This window comes from Asticcacaulis sp. P2_C5, from assembly GCF_056404555.1.
Genome location: NZ_JBFUDU010000001.1, coordinates 748795 through 768878, shown reverse-complemented (window position 1 = coordinate 768878; position 20084 = coordinate 748795). Strand labels below are relative to the sequence as shown.

Sequence of the window (20084 nt, the reverse complement as noted above, 5' to 3'; positions counted from 1 at the left end):
TCCGCCGGATGGTCAACCTGTCAATGCCAGTCAATCTTTCAATGGATGTAACTTGGTGTCCTCGCCGGATCGGGTAAGATGGCGGCATAAGGGGACTTCCATGAAAATGCTCGCCTGCGCCATTGCCTGCCTTGCCTTTGTTACGCCCGTTCTGGCTGACGACCTGTCCGATCAAGTTCTGGAGGTGCACAACCGCGAGCGCGCAGAGGTCGGCGCGCCGCCTCTGACGTGGAGCGACGACCTGGCCGCCAGCTCCGCCGAGTGGGCGCTGCACCTGGCTTCGCTGGGCGAACTCCAGCATTCCGGCGGCAGGGCCTATGGCGAGAACCTGTGGATGGGCTCGACGGGCTACTACAGCTACAGCGCCATGGCGCAAAGCTGGGCCGACGAAAAGCGGCTCTTCGTCTACGGCACCTTTCCCAAAGTCAGCAGTGACGGCAACTGGGCTAATGTCGGCCACTACACCCAGGTGATCTGGAAGAACACGACTCAGGTCGGATGCGCGGTGGCGACCGGCGGCAGTTGGGACATCCTGGTCTGCCGCTATGGCCCGCCGGGCAACTGGATAGGCGAAAAGCCATATTGACGTTGGCCTTTGCGAACTGCGTGATCCGGGTTAACCTGCGGAAGGGTATTCTGGAGGGGATGATGCGTTATACAATGATGGCGTTGATAATGGGCGCGATGGCCGGCTTGAGTGCCTGCGACCGACCGGCGCCGGCTGAGACGCCGGCATCATCGGCCGAGGCCACGGCCAGCACGTCGCCACGCAAGGTCGTACGTTACATGCCGTCGTCGCACGTCTATCCGAATGCTGAATTCGAGGCTGAGGAATTGAAGGCGCTTGCGGCCTTTCCTAACGTGGAGAGAGTCGGTATCGCGCTGCGACTGAAGGCCGACACCGAAGTTCGTGCGACCCTGAGCGATACCGACGGCGACACGTGGCAGTTCGTCACCCGTTTCGAAGATAAGGCTAACCGTTCGTACTACGTCTTCCGGCTTCTGGAAGAAAACGACTCAACACAATACAGTCTTATCGTCGACGAACTCGGCGCGCCGGTGGACTGGGTGTACGAGGAGGTTATTGTCCGTGCCGGACCGCTGATCGCCAGCGGCAGTGCGAATGCCGGAGTTGAGGGAAGTTTCGCCATCGACGACTGGAGCGGCCCGCAGCACGTGAACTATAATTTTACCGCCTATTGCACACCGCTGCGCTGGGTAAATGCAAAGGAAGTCACTGCAACCTGTCTCAGCGCCAATGACGATCATGAGGTGACGTCCCTGCGCAAGATGCCCGACGGTAGCTGGCAATGGCCGAACGGTGACAAGACGGAAGGCAAACCCACAGAGGCGCTGGGCGATCAGGGGCTGAACTTCGCCGTGCAACATGGTTTCATGATGTCGGGCAAGGCTGCGAGTTCTAACTAGATACTTCGCGACCGGTCGGTACCGGTTGCTGGGCGCCCAGGACGCCGCGCAATTCCTGCAGCAATGATGGCTGGGCCTTGACGGTGTGGGCGACGAAGGGCTTGCGCCCTGCCTCCATCAGGATCATCCCGCCCTTCATCGGCCAGATACGCGGCAGGATGTTTTCCAGCGCGCCGGCCCAACGGAGCAAAGACTGCATCGGCGGCGTGTAGAGGGCGTAGCTCCAGGCCAGCGGCTCCAGCTCGGCGTCGCGCAGGGCGCTTTCCAGTTGCGTGCGGCTGTAGGGCTGGCCATAGCCGAAGGGCGTCTTTTCGGCATGGGCCCAGAATCCGCCGCGCGCCGCCACGGCAACGATCAGCTTGCCATTGGGCGACAGCAGCCGGGCGGCTTCGAGCAGCAGGCCCTGCGGCGACGGCGATTCTTCCAGGGCGTGGACCATCAATATGCGGTCGAACAGGCCGGTCGGAAACGGCAGGGCCTCTTCCTCGACCAGGGTGGTTCGAACGCGCAGGTCAGCAGGCCAGATCTCCGCGCCCTGGGCCGCCGGCATGGCCTGCAAAACGCGGCGCGCTTCCATAAAGCGATCGAGATAGGGCGTACAGTAGCCGATGCCCAGAACGTCGTTGCCGCGCGCCTCGGGCCAGGCCTCGTTCAGCTTGGCGGCGATCAGGCGTCGCGCCACCAAACCTTCCGGAGTGGCGTAAAAACGGCTGAGGTCTTCGACCGAACGACGCAAGCGGGTTCCTTTTTAGCAATAAGGCACCTAGATATAGGGCAGTTTACAAGTTTTGGCAGGGTGAGTTTGAACATGGGCCTGAAAATCGATGTCTTTCCCTGTCTGACGGACAATTACGGCTTTATCGTCGTCGACGAAGCGACCGGTGTAACCGCCGTCATCGACACGCCTGAAGCGTCACGGATAAGCCATCGCCTCGCGGAGCTGGGGCATCACCGTCTCGACTTCATCCTCAATACCCATTGGCACCCGGACCACGCCGGCGGCAATGCGGCGCTGAAGCTGCAATATGGCTGCACCATCTATGGCCCCCAGGAAGTCAGCCGCATCGGACCGGTGGATTATGTCGTAACGCCGGGCGAGGTTTTTCGGCTGGGCGAAACCACGCTGGATATCATCAATCTGAAAGGCCACACCCTCGGTCATATCGGCTATGTCGATCGCGCCGGGCATAATGCCTTTATCGGGGACACGCTTTTTCCGCTGGGCTGCGGCCGGTTGTTCGAAGGCACGCGCGAGGAAATGTGGGCGAGCATTGCGCGTATTGTCGAACTGCCGGACGATACACGGCTGTATAGCGCCCATGAATATACGCTGAGCAATCTGAGATTCGCCGAGAGCCTGGGGGTAGACAGCGCCCTGAAGGCGCGGGGTGAAGCTGTGCGGGCGACACGCGAACGCGGGGACTATACCGTGCCGTCGTCCGTAGCTGAGGAAAAGGCCAGTAATCCGTTCGTCGTCTATCCGCTGCGCGAGACCGGCTTTGAAGCGCAGGCAGCGAAGTTCGGCGAACTGCGGGCGGCGAAGGACGTATTTGCGTGAATTGCCTCAGGCTGCCGGCAATGTATAAAGTTGCACAAATGCTCGAAATGATGCACTCTTGCACCAGCAAAGGAGGCCTGAGATTATGACACATGCTGAACGCAACCAAGGCATCCGAGAGGCTTTAGACAAGTTCTCTGCAAAAAATCGTGTCAGTCCTTCAGCAGGCCGGCAGGCGCTTATTGAAACGGGAATCTACACGACCGACGGCGAAGTCAGCGTCGAATACGGCGGCGAGCCCAAGTCCAAAAAAGCTAAAAACGCCGCTTGAGCCGTTTAGCGACTTCCTTTGTTCTCGGTTATCACGGCTGCGATTATGACGTCGCAATCAGCGCCGTTAACGGCGACATAGGCATACTCCAAAGCGAAAAAGATTACGACTGGTTGGGACCTGGTGCTTATTTCTGGGAATCTGACCCTAAGCGAGCAAAGGAATGGGCCGAATGGAAAGTATCAACCAAAGCTTATAAAAAAGCCGCAGTCGTCGGCGCAGTTATAGATTTGGGCAATTGTCTTGACCTGATGAATCGCGACGATATCGAACTGGTGAAGATTGCTCACCGCCGTTTGCTTGCCGACCAAAAAACTTTGAAACTCCCGCCTTTGAAAAATAAGAGCGTGCCAAACGATCCCAATAAAGATCGGATCTTGCGGTTCCTGGATTGCGCCGTCATCAGATACTTGCACAAAGCGCTCGCAGACGACGGGAGACCGCCCATTGATACCGTGAGAGGCATGTTCACTGAAGGAAAAAAGCTATATCGCCATGGTGGATTTCGTGAACGCACCCATGTTCAGATTGCTGTGTGCAATGACGCCATGATTAAAGGGATTTTTCATCCCAGAGATTTCCAGTAGTGGCGTCTTCGGCATCCGACGATATCGCTCGAATTGCCAGGCACTCAGCGCCGGTCGGCGACCGAATAGCTGGTCATGATCACATTGACGATGCGCTTCGATGAGACATGGCCGCCCCACGAACCGCGCGATGTGTCCAGCTTCATGACCAGTACGCCATTGGTCACCGTGGCCGATGGTGGGCGGCCTTCAACGAACTGTACGCCGTGCAGCGGCCCCAACTGACTGCGTCCTTTGGTCTGCAGGGCAATCTGGACCAGGGCATTGGATGCCACGTCCGCTGCCTGGGCATAGAGCGTATCCGCGCCCGGCGTCACGTCCGGCGCATCGAAGGGTACCAGCCGGCCGACCGCCTGCGAGACACGCTTGCTGCCGCGCGCCAGGGTCTGCCACAGTAGCGCCGGCGTCATGCGGCCCGGCTGGAAGGCATCGGCCTTGCCGGTCATGGCGACCGGATCGCCCGTCGGGCGTTCGTCGGAGAACAGGATCATGCCACCCCAGCGCGTCGATTTGAGCACCGGCTGGCCGACATCGTTCTTGTAGATCAGGTCGCCCTTGGGTCCCTGGGTTACGGTCAGCGACCAGACTTCCGTTTCACCGTCGAAACGAACCAGCGGATGGCCGGTCGATTCGTCGAGGACGAAACCGTCGCCACTGTCGGATTCAAACCGCGCCACGGTCGGGGCAGCCTTGGCGCGACCATCCTGTCCGTGGCTGCCGAACATACGTTCCTGAAAGGATTGCGCCTGGGTCGTGCCTGTGGCCATGCCTGCCATGCCCATAATGAGCATCAGGCAGAGCGCCAGGGGACGATCGAGACGGTGACCTGAGATGTGTACGGGACGGGACTGCATTGGGGGGATTGTTAGGGTCCGAGTTGGGCGAATTTGAGACGAATGTTAAAATAAATTAAGGCAGCTCCGCGGCGCAAACGAAGTGGAAAGGTTCGCTATATTAGGCTGGACATCGTCTGCGAATATCGGCAGCATTCCCTTTGAACATGTCGGCGCGTTTCCTCTCCCCGGTCGGCGGATCGGGGTGGAAGACGGCAGGTTCAGCGCGAGTAACAGTCATGACGCCACCTTTTAATCTGTCTTCATTCATGAACCGCCGGGCCGCCCTTGGGCTGGGCCTGGGTGGTCTCGCCGGCGCTGCGACCATCGGCTGCCTGATCCAGCGCGACAAACCCCCAGCGACCCAGGTGGCCACCGTCGCAGCCCCGCCCCTGAAAAACTGGCCGACCCTCGACGCCCTGGGCGAGAAGATGGTCAAGGCCAAACAGACGCCAGGCCTGTCGCTCAGTGTCATGCATGCCGGCACCCTGCTCTATTCGAAAGGATTCGGCCTGGCCCAGGTTGGAACGGATCAGGCCGTGACGCCGCAGACCGGTTTTCGCATCGCCTCGATCACCAAGCATTTCACCGCCGCCGCCATCCTGCTGCTGGCCGAGGATGGCAAGCTCAGTGTCGATCAGCCTTTGAGCCGCTTCCTGCCGAACTTTCCGCGCAGTTCCGAGGTCAGTTTACGTCAGCTCCTCAGCCATACAGCGGGCCTCAATGACTATATCAATGGCCAGAGCAAGAGCATCCTCGATGAGGCGGCGCGGCGCGATTACAATTCCACCGAACTGCTCACCGTGGTGGAGAACCGCAAGCCTCTGTACAAGCGCCAGCCGGGCGAGGCCTGGCTTTACAGCAACAGCGGCTTCACCCTGCTGGGCCTGGTTGCCGAACGGCTGTCGGGCCAGCCGCTGGGCGATTTCATGCACGAACGCCTGTTCAAGCCCGCCGGTCTGACGCGAACCGCCATCGATAAGTCGTGCACCGCGGTCAGCGGCTGTTCCGGCTATCGCCCGAACTATCATGCCGAAACCAAGTTCGATCAGGTTCTGCCGATTTCACCCAGCTTCGCCTCGGGCGCCGGAGCAATCCGCTCGACCACTGAGGACCTGTGCCTGTGGCAGGCGGCGCTGATGTCGGGCAAGGTATTGAAGGCGCGCAGCCTGCAGGCCATGCTGACGCCGGTGATGCTGAAAGACGGCACGCCGGCCCTGGAAAAGCGCGGTCCGGAAACACTGCAATACGGTTTCGGTCTCGGACTGGGGACGCAGGGCAGCCTGCGTTTCGCTTCCCATGGCGGGCGCATCAACGGCTTTACCGGCCATCTGCGTATGTTCCCCGATCAGGCCCTGACGGTCGCCATCCTGTACAACAGCGACGGCGGCGGCGCCCCGGGCTTTTCCGCCGCCCAGCGCGGTCTGCGGACCGAGGCCACGACCCTGGCCATGCAGGAACTGGGCCTGGCGCAGCAACTGGTAACTTAAAAGAATACTTGCCAGACAGTGGCCACAACTACAAAAGCACCAAGATACAGCGATAGTCCGCGAACCCAAACGATACAGTCGCGCAATTGACGGGGCATCGAAGGGTTGATCGGCGCCTGTAGTATTTCTAAATACATGCGGCCAAAGGCACCACTACCGTCATAATCGCGGACAGGTTGGTTCCAGCGATGAGTAGCAATTTTTTCGTTATACCAGCGACGATAAAGAAGATGGCCGACGTCGACACAGTTAAGCAGTACGACAAATGGTATCATCAAGGCTGCGCCAAGACAAAACCTCCCAACCCCAGAATCGAACATCACTTCTCCTTGACGCTGCTGCACCGTAGCATGATCTGCTAAAGAGAAAAAGCGCGCCCGACCGGACGCGCTTTTCATAAATCGCATGCTGCGATGGCTTCGCCATCACAGCATATGTTGACCACCATTTACCGCTATCGTGGCACCCGTGATAAATGACGCCATATCCGACGCCAGGAAGGCGCAGATTTCGGCGACTTCTTCCGGCGTGCCGAGACGGCCGACGGGGATTCCGGCGACGATCTTTTCCAAAACCGCGGGCGCAATGGCCGAGACCATTTCCGTAGAGGTATAGCCCGGCGCGACGCAGTTGACCGTGATGCCCTTATTGGCCGATTCCATGGCCAGAGCCTTGGTGAAACCGATCATCCCGGCCTTGGCGGCGGAGTAGTTGGTCTGGCCGGCCTGGCCCTTCTGGCCGTTGATCGACGAGATGTTGATGATGCGGCCGTAGTTGCGCTCGCGCATGCCTTCGATCACCTGGCGCGTCATGTTGAAGACGCTGTCCATATTGGTGTGGATGACCTGTTGCCACTGATCGACCGTCATCTTGTGAAAGAAGCCGTCGCGGGTGATGCCGGCATTGTTGACCAGGACTTCGATGGGTCCGAGTGCGGCTTCGACTTCCTGCGCCGCGCGCTTGCAGTCGAAGAAGTTGTCGACCGAGCCCTTGACGACCATAACGCCCAGTTCTTCGGCGACCTTTCTGGCATTCTCTTCGTTACCGGCATAACCGGCGGCGACCGTCAGGCCGGCGTCTTTCAGACGCTTGACGATCGCCTTACCAATGCCGCGCGTGCCGCCGGTGACCAGTGCTACTCTGCCCATAAACTTCTCCTTCAAGAGTACCCACCCGCGAGCCGCGATGGTGAGCCGAAAATTATTAGCTGGCGAGAAACGGAGCGGAGCGTACTCAAGTACGTGAGCACCGTATCGCAGCCAGATGATGATTTGCAGGCCACCAACGTGGCTCGCAATTAAGCTTCAACAGCGAGGGCAACCCCCATACCGCCGCCTATGCAGAGGGTAGCTAAACCACGACCACCGCCGCGACGTTGCAGCTCGAACAGCAGGGTAGTCAGGACGCGGGCGCCCGAAGCGCCGATCGGGTGGCCGATGGCAATAGCGCCGCCGTTGACATTGACCTTGGCCGTGTCCCAGCCCAGGTCGCGATTGACGCTGATCGCCTGGGCGGCGAAGGCTTCATTGGCTTCGATCAGGTCGAGGTCGCCGATCGACCAGCCGGCCTTGGCCAGGCAGTTGCGTGTGGCCGAGATCGGGCCGGTGCCCATGATTTCCGGCTGGACGCCCGAAACGGCCGAGGCGACGATACGGGCCAGCGGCTTCAGGCCGCGAGCTTCAGCGTCGGCCTTCGACATCAGGACCAAGGCAGCGGCGCCATCATTCAGGCCCGAAGCATTGGCGGCGGTCACAGTGCCTTCCTTGTCGAAGGCCGGGCGCAGGCCCGAAATCGAGTCGTAGGTCACGCCGTGACGGATGAATTCGTCCTTGTCGACGACGGTGTCGCCCTTCCGGCCCTTGATGGTGACGGGCGCGATTTCAGCGTCGAACTTGCCACCCTTTTGCGCGGCTTCGGCCTTGTTCTGCGAAGCGACGGCGAACTCGTCCTGTTCCTGGCGCGAAATGCCGTACTTGGTGGCGATGTTCTCGGCCGTCTGGCCCATGTGATAGTTGTTGAAGGCGTCCCACAGACCGTCCTTAATCATGGTGTCGACCAGGCTCAGGTCGCCCATCTTCTGGCCGGTGCGGATATAGGCGGCATGCGTCGCCATGGACATGCTCTCCTGTCCGCCGGCGATAACGATCTTGGCATCGCCGAGCGCGATCTGCTGGGCGCCGAGCGCCACGGCGCGCAGGCCGGAACCGCAGATCTGGTTCAGCGACCAGGCCGGGGTGGTAAAGGGCAGGCCTGCCTTCATCGACGCCTGGCGCGCCGGTCCCTGGCCCTGCGCAGCCTGCAGCACCTGCCCCAGGATCACTTCGCTGACCTCGGAGGCCTCGACACCCGAACGTTGCAGCGCCGCCTTTATGGCGTGGGCGCCCAGGTCGTGACCCGTAAGGGTCGACAGGCTGCCGAGGAAGGAACCGACCGGGGTGCGGGCAGCGGCGACGATAACGACTTCATTGATGGACATGGAGATTTCCCTTTAGGGGCGGAGGGGAATTAAAGAGTAATGACGGGCACTTAGGCCACCTGTCAGGCGAAATCAAGTTTCACCATTCCCCGAACCCTTGAACTGTCGTTTCCCATTGTAATCGGTTTTGTGACGGACCCTGCGCCATCTGCCGGCCGACGTCACCCGCAAAATGGTGGTGCAGACCCCGCAACAATCAATTTTTTGTGCGCAATATGCCCCGCAACATGCGAAACCTCGAAACAAGCTTGTTTTTGCAGGTTAATTGATTGATTTTCATGAAAATTCCGTCGCAACACGACACCCCTTTACGCACCAGCACAAAAGGGTTTATTGTGGTGCAATATGACGGCGGCAAAAGACCGCCGAATATAGAGAAACCCAGGTCAGACATCGGGAGTAGACACAGTGAGTGAGCCTAAAACACGAGCCAAACGCGGCGAAGGCGATCGCGTCATTATCAAGAAATACGCCAACCGCCGCCTCTACAATACAGCCACCTCATCCTACGTCACGCTCGACAACCTGTCCGACATGGTGCGCCAGGGTGTCGATTTCGTGGTCTTCGATGCCAAGACCGGTGACGATATCACGCGTTCGGTACTGGCCCAGATCATATTCGAAGAGGAAAGCCGCGGCCAGAACCTGCTGCCCATCCAGTTCCTGCGTCAGTTGATCAGCTTCTATGGCGACAGCATGCAGAACCTGCTGCCGACCTATCTCGAAATGTCCCTCGACGGTTTCGCCAAGCAGCAGGAGCGGTTCCGCTCGCAATTCGCCCAGGCCTTCGGCGGCACGCCCGGCATCGGCTATTTCGATGAGCAGGTGTCGCAGAACCTGGCCATGTTCGACCGTGCCATGCGCATGTTCTCCCCCTTCTCCTTCGCAAATGCGGCAGGCGGTTCGACCGTCTCGGCAACCGAGGGCCTGGACCCGACTCCGGCCAAGGCCGAGCGTCCCGAAACCGACCAGGTTCGCGAACTGCGCGAGCAGATGGAAGCCATGAAGGCGCAGATCGACAAGCTGGCGCAAAAGAGCTGAGCAAATTTCGCCGGACTATAGCCTTGTTCGTTTAGAAATCTGATCTAATCTGAGTGCATGAGCGACTCCGATCCCAAATCCGGCCTGCCTGTTCCGTCTGGTCCCGTCATTGATCACGCGACTGGGAGCAATACGACCGGCAGGCCATCGCGCCGCAGACCGGCAGCCACTGCCGACGACAGCACCTATGCGGCCCAGTTGCTGAGCGGCGGTGAAAAGCGCGGCCTGAAGGGCGGGCCGGAAACGCTGGAGCGGGCAAAATCGACCTATCTGAAGTCGGAATATTCGGGCTCCAACGACCGCCGCCCGCGTCCGGGCCGGGTGACCAAGACAGAAATCTAACAGTTATTTCGCGGCACGAAAATTGCACGATGGATGGCTCCTGTATGCGGAGCCCGATGTGTTCAATCCAGCCAGAGCCAAAAAACGCGCGCCCAAGCGCTTCTGGACCTTCGCGCTCGACACCCTTGTGGTGACGCTGATCTTCTCAATCTTCGGGTAGGTTCGTAAGGCCTGGAACCGCGAAACAACGTTCGGCGAAGCCAATGAACGCGAATAAACGCGAATTTCCGGATTGCTTCCATCAGACTGCGCCCAATCGAACTTAAGAGCGCAAAGCGCTCAATTCATTCGCGTTTATTCGCGTTCATTCGCGGTTCCAAATTCCTATTACCCAACGCGCAACAAAAACCCCGGACCGTTGCCGATCCGGGGTTTTTCAAACTTCAAATACCGACCGAACCTAATGCCCGAAGTCGATATCTTTCCGGGCCGAGATGGCCGTGACGATAAAGCCCGCCAGCACATCCATCAACGTCATGCTGGTCAGCAGGAAGAAGGTCGAGGTGGCGAACGGCCGCAGCAGCAGGAATTCGACCAGGCAAACGATGAACAGCACCATCGACAAGGAGTGGTTGATGATCGCCACCTTGTCCGACTTGGTCGATTTCAGCAGCTCGAAGAACAGGCAGATCAGCGAGCCCAGCAGGATGATGTCGCCGACCGCGACCGTCCAGTGGGTGCCGGGCGACGGCATGGGCAGGGTGAATAGCGGCTGGACCATGGCGTTATAGGCCGAACCGGCGTCGCTGCCGGCCAGGATGGCGAACACGGCCAGGACATTGTAAACGAACCAGGGTAAAAGCAGGAGCGGGAAGGCTGTAATCACGCTGAATTCCTTTTTTTGTCTCGCGGCCGGCTGTTGCTCATCGTACATGCCGATGGCAGCTTCCTTGGCAATGAGGTCGTGATCAATGGCCATAAAATGTCCTCCCGCCCCGCTTGCCTCACCGCCCGCTTTCCGACACCTTGCCGGGTTTTCGATAACGATGGTTCAGCCATATTACACCGGGGAGGTCCAACAGCGCCACAGCTAAACGTCCCAGGTTTGTATATTTCGATTGACCTGTTGTACGTAAGCGATCATCGACCGGCTCGAACAGCATGCCGAAACCCTCGCGCGCCACCAGGGACGGAAAATAACGGTGCATCTGATCGAAGTAGGGCAGGCGCAGGAAAACCTCGCGGCGAAAGGCCTTCAGACCGCAGCCGGTGTCGACGCAACCGTCATTGAGCAAGGCCAGACGGATGCTGTTGGCCAGCCGAGACGCCCATTTCTTCGACAGATTGTCCTGGCGATTGCGGCGGATGCCGGCGACCATGCCGATGTCCGGACCGGCAGCCCCCAGGACCTGGGTCAGGTGCGCAGCATCGTCCGGCGGATTCTGCCCGTCGCCGTCCATGGTGACGATGATCTCACCGCGTGCCGCCATCACGCCGGTGCGGATAGCGCAGGTCTTGCCGGCATTTTTCTCAAAGTGCAGGACGCGCACGGCCGGCATTTCGCTTAAGACCCCCTCCAGACGACTGAGTGTCGCGTCCTTGCTGCAGTCGTCGACGAAGACGACCTCGAAGCCGTCCTCGCCATAAGCCTTTGAAAAGGAGGCGACTATCTCGCGTGCGACTTGTACGCAGGCCCCTTCCTCGTTATAGACGGGTACGACGACGGAAACGGTCAGGGGCATGGTCGAATTTGCGTTCCATAGGGCGGCACAGCATGATGGCTGGGCCTAAGTACTTGGGGCGGATAGGCTTTTTATCACCTCTTATCGCTTTCCGTCATAACCGTAAACAGGCATTTGCCGTCAATTTGTATTACGCATAAAGGGATCGGATGTCTTTCGCGCTTCGCTTATCCGATATCCTGGCCGATCTGAAGTCCGCGCTCGAGCGGCTCATGCACACGCCCTTCTTCGACCAGGCCTCACGAGGACTGCGCGGCCCCCTCGCCGCCGCCTTGCTGGCCTTTGTCGTCGCCCTGCCCTGCGCCATCATCATGCCGCCGATCGACCGCGACGAAGCACGCTTCGTCCAGGCCACCGCCCAGATGATGGAAGGCCACGACTATATCCGCATGTTCAATCAGGATACCCCGCGCTACAAAAAGCCGCCGGGTATTCATTGGCTGCAAGTGGCGGCCGTCAAACTGACCTCGAAGATCGATGCGCGTGACATCCTGGCCTATCGCTGGCCGTCGCTCTTTGGAGCCGCCCTGGCCGCTTTCGCCTGCGCCTGGGGAGCTTCGAACGCCTTTGGTACGCGCGTCGGGACCAAGGCCGGGTTGATCTTCGCCGTCACCTTTATGCTGTCGACCGAAGCCTTCTGGGCCAAGACCGACGCCGTCCTGTGCGGCCTGCTGACCCTGGCCATGGCCGCCCTGTCGCGCATCTATCTGCGCACGCGTGATCTCGCCAAAAACGATCCTGCGCCCGGCCTGGCGCGTGACACTTGTCTCTTCTGGCTGGCCATCGCCCTGGCCATTATCGTCAAGGGACCGGCGGCCGTGCTGGCCGTCGTCCTCCCCATTCTGTTCCTGTGGGGATGGGACCGCAAACTCACCTGGCTACGCCGGCTCAATATGGGCTGGGGGCTGATCTTCTGCCTGGCCTTCTGTGGTCCCTGGGCCGTGGCCATCACCATCATGACCGACGGCGCCTTCTGGACCGGCGCCATAGGCCACGACCTGGCGACAAAACTGAACGGCGGGTCGGAAGGCCATTTTGGTTGGCCCGGCACCCATACACTGTTGCTGGCCATCACCTTCTTCCCGGCCTGTGGCCTGCTGGGTGGCGCCATCCAGACGGCGGTCCAGCGCCGCACGGAACCGGCTATACGGTTCGCCGTCGCCTGGTTCGTGCCGACCTTCCTGTTTTTCGAGATCATGCCGACCAAGCTGCCGCACTACACCCTGCCGACCTTCGCCGCCCTGGCCTGGCTATGCGCCGTCTCGCTGGACGTGCCGCTGAAAACCTGGGCGAAGGTCGCCAATGTCGTTATCGGCCTGCTGGGTGGCGTCGCCCTGACCGTCGCCGCCTATATTGGTTTTCACAAGTACGGCAGCGCCGACTCCCTGCGGCTGCTCATCGCGGTAGGCGCCTCGGCCCTGGTCCTGATGATCTTCGCCAGCTGGCTTTTGCTGCGCAACCAGCAGCGCACGGCTTTCGGTTTCCTGCTGGCCTCGGGCATCATCGCCCACCTCAGCTTTATAGGTCTGGCGGCCTCGCTCACTCCCCTCTGGGTGTCGCGCACTATGGAAGGCGCGCTGATCGCGGCAAAGCTCGACCCGCGCGAAGGCATAGCGCCGGGTCCGGTGGCCGTGCTGGGCTATGGCGAGCAGAGCTTTGTCTTCAGGATGGGCACCAAGACCCAGATCCTCAACGACAACGCCAGGGGCGCGGTTGCGGCCTTGCGCGACGGCCGTCCTCTGTTCGTCGAGTCGCGCGCCGAGGCGGCGTTCCAGGCCGAAGCGAAAGCCGCCGGAATCGTCCCGCACGTGGTCAGCCAGGTCAAGGGCTTCAACTACTCTAACGGCGACGATGTGGTCCTGACCCTGTATGACAATCCGCATCTGACGGGACAGTAGCCTTCCTTGCCCGAAGGGCGTTCACATGTCAGATCGGACTCTTCCCGGCATTATAATAATGTGAAAATCCGTGCCTTCATCCGTGTCCGCGAAGCGGCATCCGTGCCTTATCCGTGTTCAAATCTTAAGTCTTGACGATCCCCCCGCCTCCGGGAGATCCAGCTTTCGGTGCTGCGGCATGCTTCGACACTGTCAGCCAGAAAAAGAATTTTAACCACGGATAAGTCCACGGATGCCGCTTCGCGGACACGGATGAAGGCACGGATGTTAAGCGCCCATGGTCTCTCTCGGCGCCCCATATTGGAAGCAACAGCCCTTCGGGCGAAGGTTATTGGTGCAGGGGACGCCGGCGACGACGTCCCCTACTTCGATCAAGCCGGCTCGGGCTCGCTGCCGTACCAGTTGATATTGCGCGTCAGGACCATGACCGTGGCGATCACCACGAAGGCCGCGACCGCCCCCACCAGAAGCGCATAGTCTTCCATCCGCATCAGGGTGTAGATCACGCCGTACAGCAGGCTGAAGACGCCCAGCGCCGCCAGACCGCGCATCAGGCTTTTGAACACCATCCAGGCATAGGACGAGATCAACCCCACCGTGGCGAAGGCTGCGACCGCGAAGGCGGCGTCGAAACCGATCCGTTCGGCCAGGGACAACAGCAGCAGGTAAAAGGTGATCTGGGCCAGGCCGATCAGGATATATTGCGCCGGATGCAGTTCGCGCTTGCTGGTGCTTTCAAAGACGAAATAGGTGAGAAAGACCAGGCCGACAAACAGCAGAGCGTATTTCAGCGACCGGCCGACATTCTGATACGGGTTGGTGTTTTCGACGAAGGTGACCGACAGTTCCGACTTGCCGAGACTGGACAGGCTGTCGAGGCCGATGACCGCCGGCAGACCGCGGGCGATAAAGGGCACGGACCAGGTCGCCTTGAAGCCCGACTTCAGGTCCTCCTCGCCCTTGACCAGGGGCGCGTCACGCGTGTGGTGAAAGGCCCGCGCGGCCGGCAGGAAACCGCCTCCGAAGGAGGGCGTGTTCCAGTCACCCGAGATGGTGACGTCAGACGACTTGGCATAGGCGAGGACGCCGATCTTCTGGGCGCCGGTGAAGCTCATATCCAGCGTAATGTCGTGCGGTGCGGCGGTGTCGAGCCCCGCCAACGGCGCCGAGAACAGGTCAAGCTGCGTATTGCCATCGCTCGTGCCGATGTTTTGCGCCCCTTCGGCAGCCGGCGCCAGGGTGACGGCGGTACCGTCGATGGTGGCCACGATATCCTTGCGAGCGCCGCGTGAATCCGAAGCGCCGGACAGCAGTTGCGCCTTGCTCCAGTCGAGCGTTGCCCCCTGTGGCGCCGTGACCTGTGTGAGGTCGAAATGGGCCTGGAAATGCAGGTCCGACGTATAGACTGGGACGCGGAACAGCGATCGCGAACGCACCTCGCTGCGGCTGCCAGCCTGGGCCTGACCGGTCATCGGGAAGACGACCAGGGTCGAGGTCTGCTGCGGAATGGTGGTTCGAACACCTTGCGCATCGGTCTCAACGCGTGCCGGCGTCGTATAGGGCACGGCGATGACCGGTCCCAGGAAGGTCTGCGGCCCGCCCATCAGGCCGCCGATCTCGCTGGCGACCTGTTCGGCACGGTGGGTGCGATCCAGCAGCAGCATGAAGACCCCGCCGGCGGGAATAGACATCAGGACGGCCAGGATACAGACGATCAACAGCTTGGTGCCCTTGCTGCGGCTGATCAGGCCGCGGCGGGGATGGTAGTCGGGTGGGGCCGTGGGTGCGATATCGGACATAAATTTCCCCCTCGGAAACGTCCAGTTAAGCCGACCGCAATTGGCTCGGCGACCGGGACCCTATCACTATCTCCAAGGGACGCAAGATAATTTTGAACAATGTTCAAAATTGATGCCGTGTAAGACAGAAAGAAGGATTTTCCCACAGATTGGCTCAGATTTTCACAGATTTGAAATCCGGCGCTGCGCGCCATTGTCACATGCCACCAAGAGCGAAAATATGGAAATAAGCCTCTGAAAAATAACCCTTAATCTGTGAAAATCTGTGTCAATCTGTGGGAAGACGCTTCTTCCTCTGGCCCATAACGGGCGATCAGGCGGCCGACAGATAGACAAACCGCACGACGAACAGCCCAGCCAGGACCAGCAGCATCCAGTCGCCAGGCCGGGCCTGACCGCGCAGCACCTTCAGCAGGGCATAGGCGGTGATGCCGAAGGCCAGGCCATTGGCGATGGAAAAGGTCAACGGGATGCCGATCACCGTCAGAAAGGCCGGCAGGGCCACGACCGGATCGTCCCATTCGATCTCGGTCAGCGGTTTCATCATCATGGCGCCGACAATGATCAAAGCCGGCGCGGTCGCGGCCGCCGGGATGATCTGGGCATAGGGCGCGAAGACCATGGCGACCAGGAACAGCAGGCCCGTCACCACGGCGGTCAGGCCAGTGCGCCCGCCCGCCTGGACGCCGGCGGCGCTCTCGATATAGCTGGTGACGGTCGAGGTGCCGAGAAACGCGCCGACCATGGTGGCGATCGAGTCGGCGATCAGGATGCGGTTGAGGCGCGGAATGGTGCCGTCTTCGGCAACCAGGCCGGCGCGTTTGGTCACCGCCACCAGGGTGCCGACATTGTCGAACAGGTCGACAAACAGAAAGACGAAGATGATCTCCAGGACACCGAACCCGGCCTTGTTGATGTTCAGAGCGCCGGGGATATCCAGCCGCCCCGCCGTCGCCGTCATGGCGGTCAGGTCGTAGGGCTGCGGTGTATAGCTGACCAGGTGCAACAGCCAGCCAATCGCTGTTGTCGCCAATATGCCGATCAGGATGGCGCCCTTGACCCGCCAGGCATTGAGCACGGCGATCACCGCCAGGCCGGCCAGGGCCAGCAGGGCCGTTGGCGCATGCAGGTCGCCGAGGGCCACCGTGGTCGCAGGGTTGGCGACGATGATGCCGGCGTCCTTCAGACCGATAAAGGCGATGAACAGGCCTATCCCGGCGGCGACGGCGGCGAATAGCGGACGCGGAATGGCGTTGACGATCAGCTGCCGCACGCCGGCCACGGTCAGGATCAGGAAACAAACGCCGGAGATAAAGACGCAACCTAGCGCCACCTCCCACGGCAGGCCCATCCCCTTGACCACGGAAAAGGTGAAATAGGCATTGAGCCCCATGCCCGGCGCCAGAGCCAGGGGATAGTTGGCGACCAGGCCCATCAGGATCGAGGCAAAGGCCGCCGAGGCGCAGGTGGCGGCGGCCACGGCGGCTATCGGCATGCCGGTTTGCGACAGGATGGCCGGATTGACCAGGATGATATAGGCCATGGTCAGAAAGGTGGTGAAACCGGCCACGGCCTCGGTGCGCACCGTCGTGCCTTGGTTGGCAAGTCCGAAATAGCGGTCGAGGGCTTGGCGCATTCTAAGTCTCCTAAGGCAGGGCCTTGACGAAGGCGATCACGACGTCGGCCGAGTTTTCGGAGGCCACGGTCATGAAGGTCTGCATCTGGTTGCTGTCATTGTCGCCTCCCGCCAGGTCCGAAACCGCGCGGAAGGCGATAAAGGGCACATGGTTGGCATAGGCGACCTGGGCGACCGCGGCGGTTTCCATATCGGTCACCCGGGCGTGGAAGGCGGTAAACAGGTAGTCGCGATACTCGGCATTGTCGATAAACGACGCCGCCGATACGCCCTCCCCGCCGACTACTATCTGCGGCGCGTGGTCGAGCTTGCCCGCGACCGCGGACCGGTCACGCAGCGGCGTGGTCGCCGCGACCTCGCGCGCAATACCCAGCAGGGCGGGGTCGGCCGGAAAGGCGTCGTAGTCGGTCTCATCGATGCGCACCTGGCGCGGGAAGAAGATGCCGTAATTGGGTTTGGCCGACATACCCCACAGCCAGCCCGGCGCTTTGTAGCCGTCAGCTGTCTGTCGCGCCGCCAGGGTCTCCATCGGCTGGGACCAGCGTTCAGCAACGACGATATCGCCGATATGCAGGGACGGATCTATGCCGCCGGCAATACCGGAAAAGACGATGCGCGAGACCTTGTAATGATCGATCAGGCGCTGGGTATGCATGGCGGCATTGACCATGGAAATGCCGCTCATGGTCACCACGACCGGTTTGCCGCCCAGCCGACCTGTGACGTAGGTGACGCCGCCTTCGCTGCGTGTCCTGGCATGGTCGATATGCGGGATCAGGGCCTGCCATTCCGGCTCGAAGGCCAGGATGATGGCGGTGCGGGGTATCTGCACGGGTTTAGACCTCGGCGTTCGGGCGGCGACGGGTGTGGCGCCGGCCATGGCCAGTGCCAGTATCATCCAGACTGCCGCCAAAATTCGCATGCCCGGCCCCGCGACTGCAAAGAGGACAGTCAATCGGGCAAACAGCGTTTCGTCAATGGCTATTTCGCAGGTGCGTGAAGCGCACCTTAGGCGAAGCCGTCACCGGATCGGTCCGCAACAGAACCTGATTGCCCCAGTATGCGATTATTGAGTTCGCATCCAGGCGTAACTCAAACCAGAAGCAATCGTGCCAAACGGGTTCGGAGCCCCTCGTCAGCCCACTGAAAGCGATATTCCCGCTTTCATCCGATTCAATTACGTCGACTTTCCAACGCATAGGCGTGCCAGCGATTTCCGTGGTGGTAACGCCGTCCCATTCGTCCAGAGGTTCGAAATGCAAATGATATTGGCCTTCAGGACCGATCGCCATTGCTGAAAACGATGGTGGACATTTCACTCTCATCGTCTTCTCCCGCCGTCCGGCTGCCTTCAACAAAAAACGGCGGGATTGCTCCCGCCGTTCTTCGTTTTGGCAAAGCCCTCGTTCTCACCAAAGGAGTGTGTACAGCGCGACCAGAATCACGATCACGCCGATCGCCAGGACGTTGAACGACGGTGTCGTCTTGAAGCTGACGCCTTCCAGCGTCAGGGTGGAGACTTCCTTGCGGTTCGGGACAACCAGCGAGACCAGCACGCAGATCAGCGCCGAGGCGACAAACACCCAGCCGACGCGGTTCATGAACGGATAGTCCGGCTGCAGGTAGGACCAGATGGCCGAAATCGCCACGCCGCCGACGATGGTCGCCAGGGCGCCGGCCGTCGAGCAACGCTTCCAGAACATACCGAACGCGAAGATCACGACGATACCCGGCGTGAAATAGCCGGTGAAGTTCTGGATATATTGGAAGGCCTGGTCGGTCTTGCCGAGCAGCGGTTGCGCCACGGCGATGGCGATGGCGACCGCGACCACCGAAGCGATACGGCCGATCGTGACCAGGACCTTTTCGCTCAGTTCCGGCTTCAGCGGAGCGACGATGTCGATCGTGAAGATGGTGGCGATCGAGTTGATCTTCGACGCTGTCGACGAGATAACGGCGAAGGCCAGCGCCACGAAAACCAGACCCAGCAGACCGGTCGGCAGCAGCTTCATCATTTCCGGATAGGCATGGTCAGCCACGGCCAGGTTCGGCGACAGGATCAGGGCGGCCATGCCCGGAACGACGACGATCAGCGGCATCAACAGCTTCAGATAGGCGGCGAAGGCAATGCCCTTCTGGGCTTCCGGCAGCGACTTGGCGGCCAGGGCGCGCTGGATGATATACTGGTTGAAACCCCAGTAGGAGATGTTCATCACCCACATGCCGCCGACCAGGACGGCGATACCCGGCAGGTCCTTGTAGAAGGGCGAATCCTTGCCGAGGATCATGTGGAAGTGGTCGGGGAACTTTTCCTTCAGGGTCGCGAAACCGCTGAGGAAACCGGCCACACCGGTCTCGCCGGCAATCTTGGTCAGGGTCAGGGCCACAATGATAAGGCCACCCAGAACCAGCAGGGTCACCTGGACGATGTCGGTCAGGGCGACGGCGCGCAGCCCGCCCGAGATCTGGTACAGCAGGGCAAAAATGCCAAGGATGATCAGGCAATAGAGCGGTTCTACCGCCGTCACCGTCGTTACCGCCGTACCACCCAGCCACAGGATCGAGGTCAGGTTGACGAAGACGTAGAGGATCAGCCAGAAGACGGCCATCAGGTACTTGACCGACGGACCAAAGCGCTGCTGCAGGAAGCCCGGCATGGTCATGACGCCGTTCTTCAGGAAGACCGGCAGGAAGTACTTGCCGACGATGATCAGGGTGATCGCCGCCATCCATTCGTAGGAGGCGATGGCCAGGCCGATACGGTAGCCCGAGCCCGACATGCCGATAATCTGCTCGGCGGAGATATTGGCGGCGATCAGCGAAGCGCCGATAGCCCACCAAGGCAGCTGGTTATTGGCCAGAAAATAGCCCTTGGACGACACTTCCTCGCCGGACTTGCGGCGCGAAACGACCTGGGCCAGGACGAAGATCGAGACGGCGTAGAACAGCACGATCCAGATATCGAAACTGGACAGAATATTCGCCGACGGCAAAAACTGCTTCAGATCAGGCATGGGTACCCCTGTAAAATGGCCGGCTTTGT

21 protein-coding genes are annotated in these 20084 nt (G+C 60.5%); 9 read left to right on the top strand and 12 right to left on the bottom strand.

Going from position 1 to position 20084, the window contains the following annotated elements:
* The first annotated feature begins 100 nt into the window (after positions 1-100).
* Together AC1DXO_RS03175 and AC1DXO_RS03170 are read left to right on the top strand one after the other, a co-directional pair.
* Positions 101-586 (top strand): CAP family protein, encoded by a 486-nt coding sequence (locus tag AC1DXO_RS03175; RefSeq protein ID WP_476976634.1) that lies wholly within the window; start codon positions 101-103, stop codon positions 584-586.
* Between the two features lie 74 nt (positions 587-660).
* On the top strand, positions 661-1428 hold the full coding sequence (locus AC1DXO_RS03170; protein WP_476976633.1) for a hypothetical protein: 768 nt from the start codon (positions 661-663) through the stop codon (positions 1426-1428).
* On the opposite strand, the gene AC1DXO_RS03165 is transcribed toward AC1DXO_RS03170, so the two are convergent.
* Positions 1421-2164: a class I SAM-dependent methyltransferase gene (locus AC1DXO_RS03165; protein ID WP_476976632.1), complete on the bottom strand. Its 744-nt coding sequence runs from the start codon at positions 2162-2164 to the stop codon at positions 1421-1423. The genes AC1DXO_RS03170 and AC1DXO_RS03165 overlap by 8 nt on opposite strands.
* Before the next feature lie 72 nt (positions 2165-2236).
* Between AC1DXO_RS03165 and gloB the strand changes: the two genes are divergently transcribed.
* The 3 genes from gloB to AC1DXO_RS03150 all read left to right on the top strand — a co-directional run bounded on the left by gloB (position 2237) and on the right by AC1DXO_RS03150 (position 3844).
* Positions 2237-2986, top strand: coding sequence for a hydroxyacylglutathione hydrolase (gene gloB / locus AC1DXO_RS03160; protein ID WP_476976631.1), 750 nt, complete (start codon positions 2237-2239; stop codon positions 2984-2986).
* Between the two features lie 85 nt (positions 2987-3071).
* A complete protein-coding gene (locus AC1DXO_RS03155; RefSeq protein ID WP_476976630.1) occupies positions 3072-3257 on the top strand; it encodes a hypothetical protein in 186 nt (61 codons plus the stop codon).
* Positions 3254-3844: a hypothetical protein gene (locus AC1DXO_RS03150; RefSeq protein ID WP_476976629.1), complete on the top strand. Its 591-nt coding sequence runs from the start codon at positions 3254-3256 to the stop codon at positions 3842-3844. Before AC1DXO_RS03155 ends, AC1DXO_RS03150 begins: the two co-directional genes overlap by 4 nt.
* Positions 3845-3888: 44 nt before the next feature.
* Here AC1DXO_RS03150 and AC1DXO_RS03145 read toward each other — a convergent pair whose 3' ends face one another.
* Positions 3889-4698, bottom strand: coding sequence for a DUF4908 domain-containing protein (locus AC1DXO_RS03145; RefSeq protein ID WP_476976628.1), 810 nt, complete (start codon positions 4696-4698; stop codon positions 3889-3891).
* A 218-nt stretch (positions 4699-4916) separates the two neighbouring features.
* Between AC1DXO_RS03145 and AC1DXO_RS03140 the strand changes: the two genes are divergently transcribed.
* Positions 4917-6167, top strand: coding sequence for a serine hydrolase domain-containing protein (locus AC1DXO_RS03140; protein ID WP_476976627.1), 1251 nt, complete (start codon positions 4917-4919; stop codon positions 6165-6167).
* Here AC1DXO_RS03140 and AC1DXO_RS03135 read toward each other — a convergent pair.
* From AC1DXO_RS03135 to AC1DXO_RS03125, 3 genes are all read right to left on the bottom strand, one after another.
* Positions 6164-6565 carry a hypothetical protein gene (locus AC1DXO_RS03135; RefSeq protein ID WP_476976626.1) on the bottom strand — a complete coding sequence of 134 codons (402 nt, stop codon included), beginning with the start codon at positions 6563-6565 and terminating at the stop codon, positions 6164-6166. The two genes, AC1DXO_RS03140 and AC1DXO_RS03135, sit on opposite strands and share 4 nt — an antisense overlap.
* A 27-nt stretch (positions 6566-6592) precedes the next feature.
* Entirely contained in the window at positions 6593-7315 is a 723-nt protein-coding gene (gene phbB / locus AC1DXO_RS03130) for an acetoacetyl-CoA reductase (RefSeq protein WP_476976625.1), read from the bottom strand.
* 149 nt (positions 7316-7464) lie between these two features.
* A complete protein-coding gene (locus AC1DXO_RS03125; RefSeq protein WP_476976733.1) occupies positions 7465-8637 on the bottom strand; it encodes an acetyl-CoA C-acetyltransferase in 1173 nt (390 codons plus the stop codon).
* A 414-nt stretch (positions 8638-9051) separates the two neighbouring features.
* Between AC1DXO_RS03125 and phaR the strand changes: the two genes are divergently transcribed.
* Both phaR and AC1DXO_RS03115 read left to right on the top strand, forming a co-directional pair.
* Positions 9052-9684 (top strand): polyhydroxyalkanoate synthesis repressor PhaR, encoded by a 633-nt coding sequence (phaR, locus tag AC1DXO_RS03120; RefSeq protein ID WP_476976624.1) that lies wholly within the window; start codon positions 9052-9054, stop codon positions 9682-9684.
* A gap of 57 nt (positions 9685-9741) precedes the next feature.
* Complete coding sequence (locus AC1DXO_RS03115; protein WP_476976623.1) at positions 9742-10026, top strand: hypothetical protein; 285 nt, start codon at positions 9742-9744, stop codon at positions 10024-10026.
* Positions 10027-10426: 400 nt separating this feature from the next.
* Here AC1DXO_RS03115 and AC1DXO_RS03110 read toward each other — a convergent pair whose 3' ends face one another.
* A complete protein-coding gene (locus AC1DXO_RS03110) occupies positions 10427-10945 on the bottom strand; it encodes a hypothetical protein (RefSeq protein ID WP_476976622.1) in 519 nt (172 codons plus the stop codon).
* 25 nt (positions 10946-10970) lie between these two features.
* On the bottom strand, positions 10971-11708 hold the full coding sequence (locus tag AC1DXO_RS03105; protein ID WP_476976621.1) for a glycosyltransferase: 738 nt from the start codon (positions 11706-11708) through the stop codon (positions 10971-10973).
* A gap of 149 nt (positions 11709-11857) precedes the next feature.
* Here AC1DXO_RS03105 and AC1DXO_RS03100 point away from each other — a divergent pair, with 149 nt between their 5' ends.
* On the top strand, positions 11858-13606 hold the full coding sequence (locus tag AC1DXO_RS03100; RefSeq protein WP_476976620.1) for an ArnT family glycosyltransferase: 1749 nt from the start codon (positions 11858-11860) through the stop codon (positions 13604-13606).
* Positions 13607-13977: 371 nt separating this feature from the next.
* Here AC1DXO_RS03100 and creD read toward each other — a convergent pair whose 3' ends face one another.
* The 5 genes from creD to AC1DXO_RS03075 form a co-directional block, all read right to left on the bottom strand.
* Positions 13978-15405 carry a cell envelope integrity protein CreD gene (gene creD, locus AC1DXO_RS03095; RefSeq protein ID WP_476976619.1) on the bottom strand — a complete coding sequence of 476 codons (1428 nt, stop codon included), beginning with the start codon at positions 15403-15405 and terminating at the stop codon, positions 13978-13980.
* 313 nt (positions 15406-15718) lie between these two features.
* Positions 15719-17041 (bottom strand): NCS2 family permease, encoded by a 1323-nt coding sequence (locus AC1DXO_RS03090; protein WP_476976618.1) that lies wholly within the window; start codon positions 17039-17041, stop codon positions 15719-15721.
* 10 nt (positions 17042-17051) lie between these two features.
* Positions 17052-17939: a 5'-methylthioadenosine/S-adenosylhomocysteine nucleosidase gene (locus AC1DXO_RS03085; protein ID WP_476976617.1), complete on the bottom strand. Its 888-nt coding sequence runs from the start codon at positions 17937-17939 to the stop codon at positions 17052-17054.
* A gap of 76 nt (positions 17940-18015) precedes the next feature.
* Complete coding sequence (locus AC1DXO_RS03080; RefSeq protein WP_476976616.1) at positions 18016-18366, bottom strand: hypothetical protein; 351 nt, start codon at positions 18364-18366, stop codon at positions 18016-18018.
* Between the two features lie 84 nt (positions 18367-18450).
* Complete coding sequence (locus tag AC1DXO_RS03075; RefSeq protein WP_476976615.1) at positions 18451-20055, bottom strand: sodium:solute symporter family transporter; 1605 nt, start codon at positions 20053-20055, stop codon at positions 18451-18453.
* Between the last annotated feature and the right edge of the window lie 29 nt (positions 20056-20084).

Coding starts and splice junctions, on each gene's coding strand:
- AC1DXO_RS03175 (WP_476976634.1), top strand. CDS start 101: ATGAAAATGCTCGCCTGCGCCATTGCCTGCCTTGCCTTTGTTACGCCC.
- AC1DXO_RS03170 (WP_476976633.1), top strand. CDS start 661: ATGATGGCGTTGATAATGGGCGCGATGGCCGGCTTGAGTGCCTGCGAC.
- gloB (WP_476976631.1), top strand. CDS start 2,237: ATGGGCCTGAAAATCGATGTCTTTCCCTGTCTGACGGACAATTACGGC.
- AC1DXO_RS03155 (WP_476976630.1), top strand. CDS start 3,072: ATGACACATGCTGAACGCAACCAAGGCATCCGAGAGGCTTTAGACAAG.
- AC1DXO_RS03145 (WP_476976628.1), bottom strand. CDS start 4,698: ATGCAGTCCCGTCCCGTACACATCTCAGGTCACCGTCTCGATCGTCCC.
- AC1DXO_RS03140 (WP_476976627.1), top strand. CDS start 4,917: ATGACGCCACCTTTTAATCTGTCTTCATTCATGAACCGCCGGGCCGCC.
- AC1DXO_RS03135 (WP_476976626.1), bottom strand. CDS start 6,565: ATGAAAAGCGCGTCCGGTCGGGCGCGCTTTTTCTCTTTAGCAGATCAT.
- phbB (WP_476976625.1), bottom strand. CDS start 7,315: ATGGGCAGAGTAGCACTGGTCACCGGCGGCACGCGCGGCATTGGTAAG.
- AC1DXO_RS03115 (WP_476976623.1), top strand. CDS start 9,742: ATGAGCGACTCCGATCCCAAATCCGGCCTGCCTGTTCCGTCTGGTCCC.
- AC1DXO_RS03110 (WP_476976622.1), bottom strand. CDS start 10,945: ATGGCCATTGATCACGACCTCATTGCCAAGGAAGCTGCCATCGGCATG.
- AC1DXO_RS03105 (WP_476976621.1), bottom strand. CDS start 11,708: ATGCCCCTGACCGTTTCCGTCGTCGTACCCGTCTATAACGAGGAAGGG.
- AC1DXO_RS03100 (WP_476976620.1), top strand. CDS start 11,858: ATGTCTTTCGCGCTTCGCTTATCCGATATCCTGGCCGATCTGAAGTCC.
- creD (WP_476976619.1), bottom strand. CDS start 15,405: ATGTCCGATATCGCACCCACGGCCCCACCCGACTACCATCCCCGCCGC.
- AC1DXO_RS03090 (WP_476976618.1), bottom strand. CDS start 17,041: ATGCGCCAAGCCCTCGACCGCTATTTCGGACTTGCCAACCAAGGCACG.
- AC1DXO_RS03085 (WP_476976617.1), bottom strand. CDS start 17,939: ATGATACTGGCACTGGCCATGGCCGGCGCCACACCCGTCGCCGCCCGA.
- AC1DXO_RS03080 (WP_476976616.1), bottom strand. CDS start 18,366: ATGAGAGTGAAATGTCCACCATCGTTTTCAGCAATGGCGATCGGTCCT.
- AC1DXO_RS03075 (WP_476976615.1), bottom strand. CDS start 20,055: ATGCCTGATCTGAAGCAGTTTTTGCCGTCGGCGAATATTCTGTCCAGT.